The 19,384-nt window shown below is 63.7% G+C and carries 11 protein-coding genes; 7 read left to right on the top strand and 4 right to left on the bottom strand.

The window, feature by feature from the left end:
- The first annotated feature begins 253 nt into the window (after nt 1-253).
- Complete coding sequence (locus MLC70_RS04150) at nt 254-871, top strand: PAS domain S-box protein (protein ID WP_248181809.1); 618 nt, start codon at nt 254-256, stop codon at nt 869-871.
- Nucleotides 871-3,393, top strand: a complete 2,523-nt coding sequence (locus MLC70_RS04155) for a chemotaxis protein CheB (protein ID WP_248181810.1) — start codon at nt 871-873, stop codon at nt 3,391-3,393. Before MLC70_RS04150 ends, MLC70_RS04155 begins: the two co-directional genes overlap by 1 nt.
- Here MLC70_RS04155 and MLC70_RS04160 read toward each other — a convergent pair.
- Entirely contained in the window at nt 3,367-5,688 is a 2,322-nt protein-coding gene (locus tag MLC70_RS04160; protein WP_248181811.1) for an ATP-dependent DNA helicase, read from the bottom strand. The two genes, MLC70_RS04155 and MLC70_RS04160, sit on opposite strands and share 27 nt — an antisense overlap.
- Nucleotides 5,685-7,358 carry a VRR-NUC domain-containing protein gene (locus tag MLC70_RS04165; protein WP_345799532.1) on the bottom strand — a complete coding sequence of 558 codons (1,674 nt, stop codon included), beginning with the start codon at nt 7,356-7,358 and terminating at the stop codon, nt 5,685-5,687. Before MLC70_RS04165 ends, MLC70_RS04160 begins: the two co-directional genes overlap by 4 nt.
- Before the next feature lie 218 nt (nt 7,359-7,576).
- Between MLC70_RS04165 and folM the strand changes: the two genes are divergently transcribed.
- Complete coding sequence (gene folM / locus MLC70_RS04170) at nt 7,577-8,284, top strand: dihydromonapterin reductase (protein ID WP_248181813.1); 708 nt, start codon at nt 7,577-7,579, stop codon at nt 8,282-8,284.
- A 14-nt stretch (nt 8,285-8,298) separates the two neighbouring features.
- Here folM and MLC70_RS04175 read toward each other — a convergent pair whose 3' ends face one another.
- Complete coding sequence (locus tag MLC70_RS04175) at nt 8,299-8,739, bottom strand: DUF4864 domain-containing protein (RefSeq protein WP_248181814.1); 441 nt, start codon at nt 8,737-8,739, stop codon at nt 8,299-8,301.
- Between the two features lie 85 nt (nt 8,740-8,824).
- Nucleotides 8,825-9,256 carry a hypothetical protein gene (locus MLC70_RS04180; protein ID WP_248181815.1) on the bottom strand — a complete coding sequence of 144 codons (432 nt, stop codon included), beginning with the start codon at nt 9,254-9,256 and terminating at the stop codon, nt 8,825-8,827.
- Nucleotides 9,257-9,333: 77 nt separating this feature from the next.
- Here MLC70_RS04180 and MLC70_RS04185 point away from each other — a divergent pair, with 77 nt between their 5' ends.
- The 4 genes from MLC70_RS04185 to recD all read left to right on the top strand — a co-directional run bounded on the left by MLC70_RS04185 (nt 9,334) and on the right by recD (nt 19,383).
- The gene (locus MLC70_RS04185) at nt 9,334-9,624 is read left to right on the top strand and encodes a DUF6482 family protein (protein WP_248181816.1); all 291 of its coding nucleotides are present in this window, start codon (nt 9,334-9,336) and stop codon (nt 9,622-9,624) included.
- Between the two features lie 185 nt (nt 9,625-9,809).
- Nucleotides 9,810-13,418, top strand: coding sequence for an exodeoxyribonuclease V subunit gamma (recC, locus tag MLC70_RS04190; protein WP_248181817.1), 3,609 nt, complete (start codon nt 9,810-9,812; stop codon nt 13,416-13,418).
- On the top strand, nt 13,415-17,140 hold the full coding sequence (gene recB / locus MLC70_RS04195) for an exodeoxyribonuclease V subunit beta (protein WP_248181818.1): 3,726 nt from the start codon (nt 13,415-13,417) through the stop codon (nt 17,138-17,140). The genes recC and recB overlap by 4 nt, the downstream gene beginning before the upstream one ends.
- Nucleotides 17,137-19,383 carry an exodeoxyribonuclease V subunit alpha gene (gene recD / locus MLC70_RS04200; RefSeq protein ID WP_248181819.1) on the top strand — a complete coding sequence of 749 codons (2,247 nt, stop codon included), beginning with the start codon at nt 17,137-17,139 and terminating at the stop codon, nt 19,381-19,383. The genes recB and recD overlap by 4 nt, the downstream gene beginning before the upstream one ends.
- Nucleotide 19,384: the final 1 nt, after the last annotated feature.

Below are 19,384 nucleotides of genomic sequence, written 5' to 3' on the forward strand. Positions count from 1 at the left end.
GAACCCAGAAACGGAAGCCCGGGCACCACCGGACCTGAGCGGTCAGGCATTGCTCCTTGTCTCTCACACTAGGGCCCGGATAACGAATCGTCCGTACGCTAACGCACACAACAGAATCCTGTTGACGAAAACAGCCACCGCCTGCTATTCGGGCGCTTCAAGGTGGAGTAAACTCGATTGACGTAAGCAGAACGCAGGTTTTGGAAGGCACGGGTTGTTAGGTGTGTTTCAGGCAGCCTCACAAGGAGATACGATGGCCACCACACATGGATACCGGAATGCCGAAAGCCACGACCGCCTGCGGCGCAGCGCCAGGGACTTGATCGAGCATGGTGTGCCACCGCGCAATCACGGTGGCACTCTTAGTGTGGATGCCTTGCAGTTGCTGTATGAACGGGCCAGCCAGCCCGACTCCGCAGCAGACGCCCTCAAGCTGCTCCACGAGCTTCAGACCTATCAGGTGGAACTGGATCTTCTGTATGAGCAGCTTCAGGCCAACGAACTGGAAATCGTTGAGGAACTCACTCATTACAAATCGCTGTATGAACAGGCACCAGTCAGTTATCTCATTGTTGCCAACGACGGTGAAATTATTGAAGGCAACCAGGCCGCTGAGACCCTGTTCGGCGAGGGCGCCCTGCCACTGACCGGCAAGGCCCTGTCTGCACTTCTGGCACCCGGTCAGGAACTTGCCATCCTGACACTGCTCGGAAGGGCCGCGGAAGACGCGCCCGGCACGCCGATGACTGCGAGCCTGCCGGTTGAGCTTGCGGACCACCGGCCGCTGATCATCTGTGCACGGCCTGCCATCGCCGGCGACAGCATTCTGATGGTTCTGAGCGAATTCCCTCCCCAAACTGCGTCCTTCTGATGCGGATTGTCGGTATTGGCGCGTCTGCTGGCGGCCTGATCGCCCTCGAGGAGTTTTTTCGCCATACACCGGGTGATACCGGCATGGCGTTCCTGGTGGTCCAGCATCTGGACCCGACCCAGAAGGCCCTACTGCCGGAACTGCTGCAGCGCTGCACCGACATGCGGGTTTACGAGGCGGAGCAGAACATGCCGATTCGTGCGGATTCGGTCTATGTGATTCCGCCGAATCGAGAGCTGCGGGTACAGGACGATACCCTCAAACTGGAAGAACCCGCGCAACCGCGGGGACTACGCCTGCCGATCAACGTGCTGTTTTCCTCCCTGGCCAGTGCCCAGAACGAACTCGCCATTGCCGTGGTGCTGTCGGGGATGGGCTCCGATGGCACCCTGGGCCTGCAGGCCATCAAGGCCACCGGTGGGCTGTCGGTGGTGCAAACACCCGAGTCGGCACAGTTTGATGCCATGCCCAGAAGCGCCATCGCCGCCGGCTGCGCCGATATTATAGCCCCCGCGGATGAGCTGCCGGCGCGCATTCTGGCCTACACCCGCCGAGTGCCTGAACCGGGCGACGGCGCCACCGCGGCGCCAGCGGCCACGCTCAGCCACCTGGATCCGATCCTCAGCCTGTTGCTGCAACACACCCGGCACGATTTTTCCCTGTACAAGCCCACCACCCTGAATCGTCGGATCGAACGCCGCATGGCAATTCACGGTATTGCCGCGCCGAAGGCTTACATCCGCTTTCTGGAAGGCAACAAGCAGGAACTGGAGCTGTTGTTCCGGGAGTTACTGATCGGGGTTACCCAGTTTTTCCGCGATCCGGACACCTGGGCGTACCTGATCGAAACCGGCCTGCCGGACTTGCTCGCCAGCGTGCCCCGCGAGCACACTCTGCGCGCCTGGGTGGCGGGGTGCTCAACCGGGGAGGAAGCCTACTCCCTGGCAATGGCCTTCACCGAGGCGCTGGACCAGACCGAACCCGGGCGGGAACTGCATCTGCAGATCTTTGCCTCCGACATCAGCCCGGATGCCATCACCGTGGCGCGGCGCGGACAGTACCCCCTCAGCATTCAGGACACGGTGTCTGAGGAGCGGCTGGCGCGCTTTTTCACCCGGCACGACAGCTACTACCAGATCAATGCGAGCATACGGGACAAGGTGCTGTTTGCCCGCCACGATGTCATCCTCGACCCACCATTCACCAAACTGGATCTGATCAGCTGCCGCAACCTGCTGATTTATTTCGATCTCAAACTGCAACGGCGGATTCTGCCGCTGTTTCACTACAGCCTGCGACCCAACGGTTTGCTGATGCTGGGCAGTTCCGAGACCGTGGGTCGGTTGCATCACCTGTTCGCGCCGCTGAAGCCGAAAATGCGGCTGTATCGCAGCAAACCCTATGAGTCCGTGCGGCACTCCGAGTTCTTGCTAAAATCGTTTCCTCCGCTTTCCACTCTGTTCAAGGAGCAGCCCGTGCCAGCCAACCCGGTTCCGCCCCAAGAAGCCACCAACAACCTGCAATCCGCTGCAGATCAGGTATTGCTGCAGGTCTATGCGCCGGCGGCGGTGGTGCTCAACGCCGATGCCGACATCGTGTACATCAGCGGGCGCACAGGCAAGTACCTTGAGCCCGCCGCTGGCAAAGCCAACTGGAACATCCACGCCATGGCCCGCGAAGGGCTGCGTGGCCCGCTCTACACCGCCCTGAAGCAGGCAGTGGCGCAACCGGAACCGGTGGAGCTCAGCGGCGTGCTGGTAAAGACCGGCTCTGGCCTGCAGGCGGTGGATGTCACCATTCAGTCGTTTCGTGAGCCGGAGGCCATGAGCGGCATGACCATGGTGGTGTTCCGCGATGCACCGGGTCAGGTCAGCCGCCGCCATCGCAAGGCCGTCGCAGGCGAAGAGACCGATCACGCCGCGCAGCTGCAGCAATACGAGCGGGAAATCGACACCCTGCGGCAGCAGGCGAAAGAGTCCCGGGAGGAGTTGCAGGCTTCCAACGAAGAGCTTCAGTCCACCAATGAGGAGTTGCAGTCTGCCAACGAGGAGCTGACCACCTCGAAAGAGGAAATGCAGTCGATGAACGAAGAACTGCAAACCATCAATACCGAGCTGCAGACCAAACTGGATGATCTGGCCCTGGCCCAGAGCGATATGCAGAATGTGCTCAACAGTATCGAGATTGCGGTGCTGTTCCTCGATCTCGATCTCAACGTGCGGCGCTACACCGAGCGGGCGTCAGCCATTGTCAGCCTGCGCAAAAGCGATATCGGCCGTCCGCTCAATGAGCTGGCCACCAGCCTGCACTATCCCGAGCTTCAGCAAGACGCACAGCACGCCCTGGACACCCTGGCGGTGAGCGAGAGACAGGTCTCCACCAACGACGACCGCTGGTTCGCAGTCCGCATCATACCGTACCGTCGGCTCGACAACGTGATCGACGGCGTGGTGGTCACGCTGGTGGATATTACCGACACCAAAAACCTGGAATCATCACTGCGGCAGCATTCCCCGTCCTAGTCCCTGCGGCGCAGGGGAACCCTGCCGCGCGGACGAATCCGGGGGTTGAAACCACCAGCGCGGCAACAGGGCCCGGGTGGCGGGGCGCAGGAAGCGATCATCGATCAGCCAGATCACGCCCCGGTCCTCCGGAGTACGGATCACCCTTCCGGCGGCCTGAGCAATTTTCTGCAGGCCGGGAATCTGATAGGTATAGTCGTAACCGGCACCGAAACGCTGCTCCAGCCGCGCCTTCAGGATCTCATGCCAGGCATCAAAGGGCGGCAGACCAAGCGACGCCACAAAAGCCCCGATCAGTTGCTCACCGGGCAGATCGATGCCCTCACTGAACACCCCGCCCAACACCGCAAACGCCACACTGCCCTCGGGCTGCCGGAACCCCGCCAGGAATTCACGGCGTTGCTGGGCCGACATGCCCGGTTGCTGCGCCCGCTGGGGCACGTCCGGGGCGGCGGTGGCGAGTGCATTACTGACCTGACGGGCGTACTGGAAGCTGCTGAAAAACGCCAGATAATGCCCCGGCCGCTCGCGGAACTGGTGGGCGATCAGCGCAGCAATCGGCGCCAGCGAGGCCTCGCGGTGAGCCTGGCGGGTACTGATGCCCGGTGTGAACTGCACATGCAACTGGTCAGCAGTGAACGGGCTGGGCAGGGAGGTGAAGCGCGCATCCGGGGGCAGGCCGAGCAAATCGCGGTAATAGACACCGGGACTCAGGGTCGCCGAAAACAGCAGCACCGAGTGCGCCGCCGCAAACCGATCCCGCAGAAAATCCGCCGGGATCAGGTTCTGGATGGTGAGGCTGGCCCGACCCCGCCCGCGGCGGGTAAATTCGCACAGGGAATGATCTCCGAACACTTCCGCCAGCTTCATGAAGCCGACACTCTCGAACAGTATGTCCTGCAGCGCCAGATCCGGTGGATGCTCCGCCAGGTAATCGGACAGGCCAGAAACCATCGCCTGCAGCGCACCCAGCAGCGACGCCGGCAAGGTATCCAGAAATACCGGGGCGTTATCATCGCACGGGTGGTCACGGATCAGGCTCTGCCAGGCCCGGGCGGTACGGTCGATGGCCGGCTTCAGCGCTTTGGGGGCGGTCTTTTTCACGCGCAACAGCCGTTGCTGGTCGAGTCGCACCGAGTACATGCCGCGGCCGCGGTCGACCAGATTGTGGGCCTCGTCCACCAGCACGCTGGCTTTCCAGTTGTTCTGCCTGATCAGTCCGTGGAGCAGGGCAGACTGATCGAGCAACCGGTTGACGTCGCCTACCACCATATCGCTCCAGCGCGCCATTTCCTGAGCCAGAAAATAAGGGCAGATGTCGTGACCGGTGGCGATCTTCGCCAACGCCCCCTGATCGAGAGTGCCTTCGGTCTGTGCCGCCTCGGCGCGGGCATCGGGCAGCCGGTCAAAAAAGCCTTTCGCCAACGGGCAGGAGTCACCATGGCAGGCTTTGTCCGGGTGCTCGCAGGCGTCGTCTTTCGACACCAGTTCCAGGGTACGCAACGGCCACCGGGACACCGCCTGCGCCGCCTGCAAACGGGCGACGCCCTCCATCGCGAGGCTGCGTGCGGTATTGCGGCAGGTGAGGTAAAACAGCCGGTCCTGCCCGGCCGCCGGCATCGCCTTCAACGCCGGGAACAGGGTACCCAGGGTTTTGCCCAGACCCGTGGGCGCCTCCAGCAACAGCGTGGCGGACTTTACCGAGTTCTTGTACACCGTCTCCGCCAGCTGGCGTTGGCGGGGGCGAAACGCCGGAAACGGAAACCTCAGCTGCAAGAGCAGGGCATCCCGCTGTTCCCGATGGTGCGCTTCCTGCTCGGCCCAGGCCCGATACTGACCGCACAGCCCCTCCAGTTCCTGCCACAGTTCGTCGGCGCCGGCGGTTTCCACCACCGGGGTTTCTTTGTCCTTGCCGGTGTCGTAGTAGATCAGCGCCAGTTCCACGGTGTTGCGATCTTCCTGCCGGCACAGCAGGGCCCCATAGGCCCGCAACTGGGCGCGATGGAGCGCCCGCTGATGTTGCCGAATGCGTGACAGGTCACCGCGGTGGGTCTTGATTTCCTCCAGCCGGCCACGATGGGGGTTGTAGACATCGGCACGCCCTATCAGTCTCAACCCCAGACATTCTCCGGTCAGTGAGTACTCACTTTTGCAGCCATAACCGCGCCGGGACTGAATGGCCTGGTGGCCGGCAATGCCCTCCTCGGCGCTGGGCGCCGGGGTATAGCGAAAATCCAGATCGCCCGTGCGGGCGGCGAACTCGCAGAGGGTGCGAACGGCAACCGTCAGCGTCATGCCAGGGCCTCACCGTCGTGCCAGCGCACGTAACAGACCCGGGCCGGAATGCCCTCCTTGGCAAAGAACTCAAGCCAGCGAACCTGATGGTCCTGGAGCCGGTCTCCCGGACCCTTCACCTCGATCATCTCGTAGCGGGCCTCACCCTCCGGCCGGTTCGGAAAGAACCGGATCAGATCCGGCAATCCACTGCGATGCTCACGAAGATTGGCCATTAACCTGCGGAACATCCTGTCCAGATCGGTGGCCGGCAAGCAGCACAATGCGCTGTCCAGCAACTCCTGATGAATCACCGGCCACACCACAAACGGATTGGTGATACCCTGCTTGGCCGCGAAATTGCGGCGAATGACGGGCCCGTGATCGCCACGCCTCAGCAGATCCAGACAGGCGTCAAACGCCGCGGCGCGTCGGGCGATGAAATCCTCTCCATTCAGGTCTGCCGGGCCCACGTGAAACGGGTGAAAGAACGCTCCCGGCAACGGCTGATAGATCGCCTCCCAGCACAGTAGGCCAAACAGAGCGTTGATCAGCGTATTCTCGACGTAATACACCGGAGCGTCATCCTGCCAGAGCTGCTGTTTGACCGCGTGTTCGACAGAACCTGTCTGCGGTTTTGGCAGAATCAGTGTGTGGGTGGCAATCTCAGCGGCTGCGGGTGCCTGCGGCGCAGGGTGACCCACTTTGGGTCCCAATCGTTTGAGCAGGCGGGTCAGACCCTGAATCTCGGCATCGCTCAGGGCCTGCTGCTGCCAGCGTTGCGCAATGATCCAGGCCTCGTCAAACCGTTTCAGTCGCTCCAACAGGCGCAGGTGTTTGAGGCTCGCCTCCCGGTGCCCGCTGGCCGCAAACGCCCGCAAGGCCAGATCTCGATCCCCGCTCCGCTCCGCCGCGCGTCCCAGCTCGAGCAACAACCGGTCGCGGCGGCGGGTCAGCCAGCGGTTATCCGACGGCGGCGGCACCGCTGCCCAGACGTCACCGAGGGCCACGCCCTCATCGAGGCTCTGGCGACACTGGTCCATGGCCAAATACAGGTCGACCTCCTCCCGGGTCGCAAAGGCCCTCGAATCGGGCGTGAAGCGCACGGTTTCATAGCGCTGATGGCCCAATTCCACCAAGACAAAATCGGACCAGCTCTGGCGCAGGTTACCGAAAAACATCAGCCTTATTCTGTCGAACAGTGCCATGCAATCAAGACGAGCAACCGCGGCGGGGCCACCCAGCCACTCGATCACGGGTCGGGGCGATTGGTAAACCGCGCGCAGCCGGTCAAGCATCTGGCCTTTCGGCAAGGACCTGGGCAAACCCAGGGCGGCCAGTGTGTCGGCGAATACAGGCCGCAGTTCGGCCAGCGTGAACAGCCGGAATAGTTCAGGCAGTGAAACCGTTGGCGCTGGGTCCAGCCATTCGCTCAGAACAAGATGGTGAATCACCCGGTCCTCGCACCCCTCAACCTCCGGGTAACGCAGCTTGTCGACCCGGAACAGGTCGCCGGAGCGCATGATCATGCGCGTCAGAAGCGCGCGAGCAGGGGTGGGTAGGGCCCGGAAGCCGGCCAATCGCCGGAGCTCCACCGCGGTCAGCAAATCGCCGTGGTAATCCGTCACCCACCCGACCACGGTTTCGAGGTTTTCGAGATAGTACAGCGGGTTTTCGAGACCGGCACTCACAGGCCGTGCATCCGTCGGGGTACTTGCGGGCATAGTGGGGGTTATCGCATCGCCTGATGACTCATGGGTCACGAAATGGTCGCACATAATCCGTGATCTGTCCCCCGGTACTCAGACCGCGTATGCGGGCCAGAAAAGTCGAGGCGCCGATGACTCCGCCCGGCCGGTTCGGTCGTATCTCACTCTGACATCCAACAGACCAAGGCCTGAACCGTCCTATGACTGCACCCATCCTGATTACCGGCGCCGGCCAGCGCATCGGCCTCGCGTTGGCCCGAGCCTGCCTTGCGCAGGGCCAACCGGTGATTTTGACCTATCGCACCTATCGCCCCGCGGTGGATGCCCTGCAGAAAGCCGGGGCCCAGTGTTTACACGCTGATTTTGCGACCACAGAAGGGGTAAATGCGTTTATTAACACCTTGCGGCAGACAACCGACCGGTTGCGGGCGATCGTTCACAATGCCTCGGACTGGATTCCGGAACGGCCGGATACAGATCCGACCGATGTCATGCAGGCCATGCTGCAGGTGCATGTGATGGCGCCATACTGCATCAATCTGGCGTGCCGGGATCTGCTTGAGCAGGGCGACAGCACCACCGACATCATTCACATGACCGACTACGTAGTGGAAAAGGGCAGTGCAAAACACATTGCCTACTCCGCCAGCAAGGCCGCACTGGCGAACCTGACGCTTTCCTTCTCACGCCTGCTGGCACCCGGGATTAAAGTGAACAGTGTGGCGCCATCGCTGATCCTGTTTAACGACGGTGACAACGAAGAATATCGCAAGAAAACCCTGAAAAAGTCCCTGATGGCTATCGAGCCGGGGGTGGATGCCGCGGTGCAGACACTCAATTTTCTGTTGAACAATCCCTACATCACCGGCCGAACCATTCCGCTGGACGGAGGGCGTCATCTTGTCTGATGCTGCAGCCAGCGTCAGATTCCGGTTTCCGCCGGCTGCAACCGGACGCCGGCGATCTTCCACTCGCCCTCAATCAGCACCATGTTGTAATAAGCGTCCCAGCGTCCACCTTCCGGCCCCTGCAACCTGACCGCCTGAATCTCGAACGCGCCGTGGGGCACACGCTCGGCGAACTCGATGGCGGTGGCACTGTGCACGGCGGGGTAGGCCTCACGCACCATGTCCAGGAACACCTGTGAGGAACCAAAACGGCGCTTGATCCCCTCCGAGGCATGGGCCCAGGCCTGCTCGCTGTCTTCATTGGCGAACGCTTCGATCTGGCTGAGGATGGCTTCCCGGATGTCGGCTTCCTTATCGCCGGCGAGGGGCTGAGATGACCAGATCAGCGCGACCATCAGGCCACCGAGTAATATCGGTATCGCCCTGGTACGGAGACGGATGGCGTTGCGGTCCATAGTGTTACCCCTTCATTGTTTATATTTTAATCAATACGGATGCCGACGTACCACGGATTCTTTCCCCGCTCTTTCCCTGGTCGCTTCAGGACCGTCGCCCCTCGGGCCAGATCAGCTCCATCAGCGCCTGCCGGGTGGGGTCAGGAAAGGCAACCGCATTGTCCGCACGGGCAATGGCGAGCACTTCTCCCAATGTCCGGAACAGTCCGATGTGCTCATGGATGCAGCGGGGAATGGCCTGATCCCGCAGGTAAGCCAGGTACCGGTTCAGGTTGTCCGGGTCCGAGCGCCAGTGATCGTCGAAGGCGTGCCGGAACAGGGCTCGCGTGGCCAGCGCCCGCCACTCGTCCCGGTAACCGCTCTCCAGCCGTTCCGGATAGACATAGAGGTCCCTGATTTCCTGATCGATCTTTACGGCCTCCCGGTCCGGGGGGAACATCAGTCGTACCGCCAGCAGGTCGTAGGGATCAGCCAAATGCTCATCCACCGCCTGCCTGACCAATTCAATCCTGCTCATAGTTGCTCGTTTATTGACCTGTTTTCACCGTGGTTCCGTACCTCTTTTTACGACAACAAACGCGCGGGAGACTTCCGATGCACATGGACACTGGCCAACTGAAAACCCACAAACACGACACTATCTCGCTGTTGGAAATCGTCTCGATGGAAGGCCGCTACTACATGGCCCGTTTCTATCTGGACGGCGAAGGCTACGTTCTGACCGATCCCTACGACAAACCGGTGATGTTTACCGGTGCCTGCGCGGTGCGGGACTATTTTCACGGCTACCGCGTTGAGCACACCGAAGTGATCCCGCCCACCGGCACCGACGAAATGATCGGCATGCCGGACAGCAGTTTGGAAACCATGCGGGTGCCGCTCTAGCACCGACTGTACTGCCTTCCCCCCGGACTTGCACCGGATCCACCGTGGCGACACCCTGTGTCGCCACGGTACGCCACACTGGCCATAACTTTCCTGTAATCAGACATTGCCGGGTGTCTGCATCTGGGGTCACATGCGGTAACCTGTGACCTCAGGCACGAACCGAACACCCGACAAGGAAACCCATGGCCGCTTCGTCCACCCCTGCACCCGCCGCCATCGAGCCCGGCTTCCACGCCATTCACGCCAACCACCTGGAAGATCTGCGCCGGGCGGTGGTGTACATCTGCCGCCAGAACCCGATGCCACCGCTGCAGAGCGAAACCTTTCTGGTGCAGAGCAACGGCATCGCCCAGTGGCTGAAGCTGGCGCTGGCGGAGACGCGCACCGAGGATGGCGTGGAAGGCGGACTGGGCATTGCCGCCGGCATGGACTTCCTGTTTCCGGCACGGTTTATCTGGCAGGCCTACCGTGCGGTGCTGCCCGACGGCGAAGTACCGGAGCAGTCCCCCTTCGACAAACGCCGGCTGGTATGGCGACTGTATCGCTTGTTGCCGGCGCTGGTCGGGCAGCATGAGGCGTTCACGCCTTTGGCGCGGTTTCTGGATGGCAGCGATACCGATCTGCGCAACTTCCAGCTGGCGGAAAAAGTCGCCGATCTGTTTGACCAGTATCAGGTGTTCCGCGCCGACTGGTTAGCGGCCTGGGAACAGGGCAGGGACGTGACCATCACCGCCCGCGGCGAGAACAAAGCGCTGGATCCGGAAACCCGCTGGCAGCCCCTGCTCTGGCGTAAACTGGTGGCCGACGTGGGCGAGGCCGCCGATACCAGCCGGTCGCAAATTCACACCCGTTTCATGGCGCAGGGCCAGCGTATCAGCACGCCGGCCAATCCGGCGCGGCTGCCGCAACGCATCGTGGTGTTCGGGGTGTCGTCGTTGCCGCGGCAGGCCCTGGAAGCCCTATACGTGCTCAGCCGCTTCAGCCAGGTGGTGCTCTGTGTTCACAATCCCTGCCACTACTACTGGGCCGACATCATCAGCGACCGCGAACTGCTCAAGGCCGAGCGCAAGCGGGGCGCAGTCCATCCGGTGTTGTCGCGGATCGATGATCCGGACCAGCTGCACCAGCACGCCAACCCGCTGCTGGCGGCCTGGGGCAAACAGGGCCGCGACTACATCCGCCTGCTGGATGAGTTCGACAACCCGGATGACTACCGCGCCAGTTTCCAGACCCCGGGCCAGAAGATCGACATCTTTACGGATCACGGCGACCCGCAATCCCCCTGCCTTCTGCACCAGCTGCAGAACGACATTCACAACCTGACGCCGCTGCAGGAGATCCGCGCGCAGCAGCGCCAGCTGGATCCGCGCCACGACCACTCCCTGGTGTTCCACGACGCCCACGGCCCGCAGCGGGAAGTGGAGATCCTGCACGACCAGCTGCTGGCCGCGTTCAACGCCGACCCCGAGCTGCGGCCGCGGGACGTCATCGTTATGGTGCCGGACATCAATATCTATGCGCCCCATATCCAGGCGGTGTTCGGCCTTCATGCCGCCGGCAACAAACGCCACATTCCGTTCACCATTTCCGACCAGGGCCAGCGTCACCACGAGCCGGTGCTGATTGCTCTGGAAACCCTGATGTCGCTGCCCCGCAGCCGCTTCGCCGTGAGCGAGATCCTCAGCCTGCTGGAAGTGCCCGGCATCCGCGACCGCTTCGGCATTTGCGAGGATGAGATTCCGCAGGCCCGGCGCTGGGTGGAGGGAGCGAATATCCGCTGGGGCCTGCACGGCCAGCACCGGGCCAGCCTCGATTTACCGGTGGAGCTGGACCGCAACACCTGGCAATCCGGCCTGCGAGCCATGCTCCTCGGTTACGGCATGGGCACGGATGATCCCTGGGCAGGAGTGGAGCCCTACGGTGAAATCGGCGGCCTGCAAGCCGGCCTGGCCGGGCGCCTGAGTGAATTCGTGCACCAGCTGGAAGCCCTGTGGCAGGCACTGCAAAGCACCCGTACACCCGGTGACTGGGAAGCCCTGTTCTCCGCCATGCTCGGCCAGTTTTTCCACAAGGTTGAAGGCAGTGACCTGTTACTGCTCAATCGCTTCCGCCGCCAGCTGGAACAGTGGCTGGAAGACGCCCACGCCGCCGGGCTGCACGCGCAGCCGCTGCCACTGAACATCGTCAAGGATGTGCTGCTGGATGGCCTCGACGAAGGCGGCCTGAACCAGCGTTTCCTGGCCGGCAAGGTCAACTTCGCCACGCTGATGCCGATGCGCGCCATTCCGTTTCGCCGGGTGTGCCTGCTGGGTATGAACGACGGCGACTACCCCCGCTCGCGGCCGCCGGTGGACTTTGACCTGATGGCCCAGGATGTTCGCCCGGGGGATCGCTCGCGCCGGGAAGACGACCGCTACCTGTTCCTGGAAGCGCTGCTATCGGCGCGGGAGCAGCTGTACATCAGTTGGGTGGGCCGCAGCATCCGCGATGACTCCGAGCGCCCGCCTTCGGTGCTGGTAGGCCAGCTGCAGGACCATCTCGACAGCCTGTGGGCCGTAGCCGGCGCGCCCGGGGCATCCGCGACCCGGGCGCTGACCACCCGGCACCCGCTGCAACCGTTCAGCCGCGACTACTTTCCCCAGGCCAACGGCCTGGCGCCGGGCGAGCACAGCCCACCCCGGCCGCTGGCCGAGGTGTTGCAGGCCCGCAGCCTGTTCACCTACGAGCGAGAATGGCGCAGTGCCCATGGGGTGGACACTCTGGTGCAGGACCGGCAGACACTGCCATTCCAGAGCCCGGAGGAGCCCATCAGCCTGAACGATCTGGCCGGTTTCCTGAAAAAACCCATCGACACCTTCTACCAGCGTCGCCTGCAGGTACGCTTTGACGAGGTGGCGGACGACGACACCGACAACGAGAACTTCGACCTGAGCGGCCTTGACCGCTGGCGGCTGGACACCGAACTGGTTCAGCAAGCGCTGCTCAAGGCCGGCTCCGGGGAGGAGCTGGTCCAGCGCATGGAAAGCACCCTCGATCGCATGGCGCGGCGCGGCGACCTTGGCATGGGGGTGACCGAGCACCGGCTGCGCACCGAGCTTTCAGGGCGCTTGCCGGATCTGTTCGAACGCTATCAGAGCGCACTCGAAGACTGGCCGGAAGCCCTCGCCGAGCCTTTACCCTTTGACTACCGCTATGACAACACCATGGGCTCCATGGAGGTGGCGGATCTCATCGACGGCCTGCGCAGCAATCGGGAGGGCCAGCTGTGCCGGCTGGTGGTGGCCAGTTCGAGCCTGCTCACCGGCGCCGGTTACAGCAGGAAGGTACGCTACGCCAACCTGATGCGGGACTGGCTGATTCACCTCGCCGGCCAGCTCAGCGGGCAGCCGTTTGAGACCCTGATCCTGGGCAAGGAAGAAGGGCGCCGCTTCCATTTTGCCGCGATGCCAGCGGAGCAGGCGCGGCCCCGCTTCGAGGCGATCCTGAGTCGCTGGATGGACGCCACCACCCGGACCTTGCCAGTTCACTGTGAGGCCGGTTTCGCCTGGATCTACAGTTTTTATCAGAGCAAGAAGTTCGTTGGCGATCACGAGCGTGCCATCCGCGATGCGGAGCAGGCCTACAGCAACGCTCTGGAGCGGGACACCGGTTACCTGCTCGGTGCCTTCGAAACCCCGGAGTTGCTGCTGGCCAGCGGCGAATTCGAAGCCTTGCTGCACGAACTCTATGTGCCGCTGTGGGAAGCAGAGCAGGGCAAGTCCGCGGCCGAACAGATCGGGGGTGAGGCATGACTTACCGCAACCCCAACCTGGACCCGCTGGCACTGCCGCTGAACGGCAGTGCGCTAATTGAAGCCAGTGCCGGCACCGGCAAGACCTTCACCATCGCCATTCTGTATGTGCGCCTGGTGCTGGGTCACGGCCAGGCGAATGACAGCCCGCTGCACAACCTGCTGCCGCCCAATCTGCTGGTGGTGACCTTTACCGAGGCGGCCACCAAGGAACTGCGGGACCGCATCCGTACCCGGCTGACCCAGGCCGCCGAGGTGTTCTCGGACGCCGCCGAGAGCCTGGAGCCGTCCGCAGAAACCGCTCTGATCCACCGGCTACGGGATCACAGCTACCCGGACCCGGCCAGCTGGCCGGTCTGTCGCAAGCAGTTACTGCTGGCGGCAGAGTGGATGGACGAGGCGGCGGTGTCCACCATCCACGGCTTCTGCAATCGCATGCTCAGTGAACACGCCTTCGACAGCGGCAGCCTGTTCAAGCTTACCCTGGAGACCGACCAGAGCGAACTGCTGGACGACGTTGCCCGGGATTACTGGCGCACCTTTGTGTATCCACTGCCGGCGGCGCTGATGGACGAAGCCCTGAGCCACTGGAAAACCCCTGCGGATCTGCGCAAGGCGGTGCGCAACCTGATGGACGACCCGGACAGCCTCGGCACCCCGCCGGACAACGTGCAGCAGGCGATTGACCGGGTGGTGAACCAGCGTCTGGAACGCTCCCGCGCACTGAAAGCACAGCCCTGGGCTGACTGGCAGCACGACGTACTGGCGCTGCTGGACGACCTGCAGAAAGCCAGGCGGCTGCACGGTGGCAGCAAGAAAGCGATGGTTGCCAGCTGGGACATCCTGATCGCCTGGGCCGACTCCGATGAGCTGCTACCGCAGGGGCTCGACAAGGCCGGATTCAAGAACCAGACCCCCCACGGCCTCAACAACATCCTCAAAGGCGAGGACCCGGCGCCCCATCACCCGGCGTTCGACGCCATCAATGCGCTGCTGGATTTCAGCCTGAACCCGCCCAGTGCCAAGTCCGATATTCTGCGCCACGCCAGCCATTGGATGGCGGCCCGGCTGGAAACGGAGAAACAGCGGCGCTCGGAAATGGGCTTCGACGACCTGCTCACCCGACTCGACGACGCCTTGCACGGTCCCCGTGGCGACCAGCTGGCCGCCACCATCCGACGCCAGTTCCCGGTGGCACTGATTGATGAATTCCAGGATACCGACCCGGTGCAGTACCGCATCTTCGACCGCATCTACAACGTGGCGGGCAGTGATCCGGCCACCTGCCTGCTGATGATCGGTGACCCGAAACAGGCCATCTACGGCTTCCGCGGCGCGGACATCCACACCTACCTGCAGGCCCGCGTGGGCGTGCAGGAGCGCACCTGGACCCTGGGCACCAACTTCCGCTCTGCCGAGCCCATGGTCGAGGCCGTCAACCGGGTGTTCGAACACAGCGATCAGCACAGTAGCGACGGCGCGTTCCTGTTCGGCAAGGGCGACACCTCACCATTACCGTTCCAGGGCGTGGCGGCCAACGGCACCCGACGGCTCTGGTCGGTGAACGGCCAGGTGCAACCCAGCCTGACGTTCTGGACACTCGACTCCGATCGCGAATCGGATCACGAATCCGCAGGCAGCGGCAAACCGAAAGCCCTTGCCAAAGGCCACGCCACCGCCGAGGTGGCCGACAGCTGCGCCAGTGAGATCGCCCGCCTGCTGACCCTGGGGCAAAAACAGCAGGCCGGTTTTGCCCTGGCCGAGCAGCCCGATGACCTGCAAGCGGTTGCCCCGCAGGACATCGCTGTTCTGGTCAACAACCGCAACGAGGCCGCCGCCGTGCGCGACGCCCTGGCACGCCGGCGCATCAAGAGTGTGTATCTGTCTGACCGGGATTCCGTGCTGACCTCACGGGAAGCCCGGGAAATGCTGTGCTGGCTGCGGGCCTTTGCCGAGCCGCGCCAGCTGGCCTTCACCCGGGCGGCGCTGGCGACGCCGACACTCGGACAGAGCTGGCAGGCGCTGAATGCACTGCTCACCGATGAACTCGTGCTGGAGCGGGAAATCGAGCGTTTCATGGGCTACCAGCAGCAGTGGCAGAAACAGGGTGTGCTGCCGATGCTGCGCAGCTTCCTGATGGATTTCGAGGTGCCCGGGCGGTTGCTGCAACGGGCCGACGGTGAACGCCGGCTGACCGACATACTGCACATTGCCGAACTCTTGCAGCAGGACAGCCTGCAGCTGGACGGCGAACATGCCCTGGTCCACCACTACACCCAGATTCTGCGCGCGGCAGACGAAGAAGACGAACACCGCACCCTGCGCCTGGAAAGCGACGCCGGGCTGGTCAAGGTGATTACCGTGCACAAATCCAAGGGTCTGGAATACCCGCTGGTGTTCCTGCCCTTCGGCACCGCCTTTCGCGCCCAGAACGAAAAACAGGCCTTCGTACGCTACCACGATGGCCAGGGCCAACCGGTCATTGTGTTCGACCCGAGCCCGGAAGACGTCGCCCGGGCAGACCGGGAGCGCCTGGGCGAGGACATCCGCAAACTCTACGTCGCCCTGACCCGCGCGCGCTTCGCCACCTGGGTCGGCGCGGCGGCGCTCGAAGACTGGCAGCACAGTGGCCTGGGCTATCTGATCGGGGGTGACGGGCGCAATCGCATCACCGCCTGCCTGGAGCAGCTGGCCGAAGGCCGGGCGACCATCGCCGTCACCCCTCTGCCGCAGGCGGAGGCGGCCCAGTACACGCCACCGGCTCCAGACGCCCTGGGGCCGGCGCTGCAATCCACCCGTGAGGCCAGGGAAGACTGGTGGATTGCCAGTTACTCCTCCATCGAATACAGCGGGCGCTCCGGCACCGGCATCGCCTTCAGCGGTGAGGTGGAAGACGCCCAGACCCAGAACCTGCTGGAAGAAAGCAGCCAGGGCAACGGCGAGGACGGCGACTCGGCCCCCACGCCGGACACCCGCAATCACCATCACTTTCCGAAAGGCGCCGGCCCCGGCACCTTCCTGCACGACTTGCTGGAGTGGTGCACCCAGCACGGCTTCCAGCGCATACTGGAGCACCCCGCCACGCTGCGGGAACAGCTCACCCGGCGCTGCAGCACCCGGGGCTGGAACGACTGGGTGGCACCGTTGCAACAGTGGCTGCTGGCGCTGATCGACCGCCCACTGCGGCTGGACCGGGCCGGCGACACCGCCGTCAGCCTGTCGGCCCTGACCACCCTGCGCCCGGAACTGGAGTTCTGGTTTGAAAGCCGGAACGTCAGTATCCGCACCCTCGACCGGCTGGTCACCCGACACACCCTGAACGGCGCCGACCGGCCACAGGTCGAGGAGAACCGCTTCAACGGCATGATCAAGGGCTTCATCGATCTGGTGTTCGAGCACCAGGGCCAGTACTACGTGCTCGACTACAAATCCAATACCCTCGGCGAGGATGACAGCGCCTACACCGACCAGGCCATGGGGGATGCCATTCTGGAGAAACGCTACGATCTGCAGTACGTGCTGTACCTGTTGGCACTGCACCGCTTGCTGAAAGCACGGTTGCCGGATTACGACTACGACCGCCACATCGGCGGCGCGGTGTACCTGTTCCTGCGCGGTGTTGACTCCGCCAGCGGCGGCGCCTTTACCGACAAACCGCCGCGAGTGCTGATGGAACAACTGGATGCACTGTTCGATGGCCACAGCGGGGAGGTGGCGCCATGAGCCGCAAGCACGGTGGGCACAGCGACCATCAGATCGCCCTGGACCTGGGCGACAACGCGGAACCGATGATGGATAGCCGCCCACTCTCCAGCCTGGACACGACCGAAGCCCTGCTGCTGCAGTGGCAACAGGCCGAATGGATTCGCCCGCTGGACCTGGCTTTTGCGCGGCTGATCCGCGAGCTGTCGGAGGAGCAGGGCGACCGTCCCCGCCCACTGGTGTTGCTGCTGGCGGCGCTGACCTCCCATCAGGTAGGGCGGGGCCACGTCTGCGTGGATCTGACCAGCCTGCTGGCGGATGCCGGCAACACCCTGTCACTGCCGCCGGAAGAACCGGTGCGCGATCTGCTCAGCGATACCGAGACGGCAGAGCTGAGCCGGCTGAAACCCGCTGACGTCCTGGCCCGTGTCAGCCTCTCGGACTGTGAGCTGGCCCTGGTCAGCTCTATGGCTGTAAGTGATGGCTCACTGACGACCCCGCTGGTGCTCAACGACAGCCGTCTCTATCTGCGCCGTTTCTGGCGCTACGAGCAACGCATAGCCGACGGTATCCACCAGCGGCTGACGCACCCTTCGGCCCTGGCCGACCCCCAGTCGGGGCCGGCACGGACCCTGGCCACCGCCCTCGGTCAGCTGTTCCACGCCACCGACGCGGTGGATTACCAGAAGCTGGCTTGTGCCCTGGCCGCCCGCAATCGTTTCGCTGTCATCACCGGCGGACCCGGGACCGGTAAAACCACCACCGTGGTGAATCTGCTGGCCGCGCTGCAGGCGGTGGCCGGAGCAGCGCCGGAACGGGCCGGGCGCAAAGTGCGGATCCGGCTGGCGGCGCCTACCGGCAAGGCCGCGGCGCGCCTGAACGAATCCATTGGCGGTGCCGTCAGCCGCCTGCCACTGGCAGACCTGCCGGGCCGGGTGCAGCTGGCGGACATTCCCACCCGGGTCACCACCCTGCACCGCCTGCTCGGCAGCCGGCCGGACAGCCGTCGTTTCCGCCATCACCGGGACAATCCGCTGCCGGTGGATATCCTGGTGATCGACGAAGCCTCCATGGTGGATGTCGACCTGATGGCCTCGGTGTTCGACGCCCTGCCCGCCAGCGCCCAGCTGATTCTGCTGGGCGACAAGGATCAGCTGGCCTCGGTGGATGCCGGTGCCGTGCTCGGCGAACTGTGCCAGCGTGCGCTTGCCGGCCACTACGTGCCGGACACCGCGGACTGGCTGACCGCCATCACCGGTGACCGGGTACCCGAAACCCTGATCGACCCCCACGGCCAGGCCATGGACCAGGCCGTTGCCATGCTGCGCAAGAGTTACCGCTTCCAGTCCGACAGCGGCATTCGCGCCCTGGCGGAAGCGGTCAACACCCGTTCGCTGGACACCGCCATGCTGCGACAGATCCGCGACGGCGCCTTCGACGATGTGATCTGGCTCAACGGCCACACCGCCAGGCCCGATGCCGAGGCCACCCTGGAGCGGATCTGCCAGCACGCCATCAGCGGCACCCCGGCCAGCTTCCGCAACGCCGGGCAGGGCCGGGTGGTGAACCGCGCTGAATTACCGCCACCGGTCGGCTATCGGCACTACCTTGAGCGCATGCAGAACCACCCGCTGACCCCGGACAGCCCCCGGGAAGACTGGGATGCCCTGGCGCTTGAGGTGCTCGAGGCGTTCAACGACTTCCAGGTTCTCTGCGCCCTGCGCAAGGGGCCCTGGGGTGTCGAGGGGCTGAACGAGCGCATTGCGCGGCACCTGCTGGCAGAACAGTGGATTCCACGAGCGGAAGGCTGGTACCCCGGGCGGCCGGTGCTGGTCACCGGCAACGACTACAACCTGGGGCTGATGAACGGGGATATCGGCATTGCCTTCAATGTGCCCTGGGACCGCAACAACTCCGGCACGCCCAAAGACACCTTGCGGGTGGCTTTCCCCAGCAGCGACAGTGCCGGTGGCATCCGCTGGATTTCCCCCAGCCGGCTGCAACAACTGGAGACGGTGTATGCCATGACCGTGCACAAATCCCAGGGATCGGAGTTCAACCACACCTGCCTGGTACTGCCGGATCGCCTCAGCCCGGTACTGACCAAGGAACTGATCTACACCGGGATCACCCGCGCCAGGAACTGGTTCAGCCTGGTCACCGGCGACGCCCGGGTACTGAAAGACGGTGTGGCGCAGCAAGTAGTGCGGGCCTCTGGGCTGGCGTTGCGACTTGTGGATAACGAGTCTCCGGGACGCCAGTGAG

The sequence above is a fragment of the Marinobacter goseongensis genome, from assembly GCF_023156235.1.
Lineage (GTDB): Bacteria > Pseudomonadota > Gammaproteobacteria > Pseudomonadales > Oleiphilaceae > Marinobacter > Marinobacter goseongensis.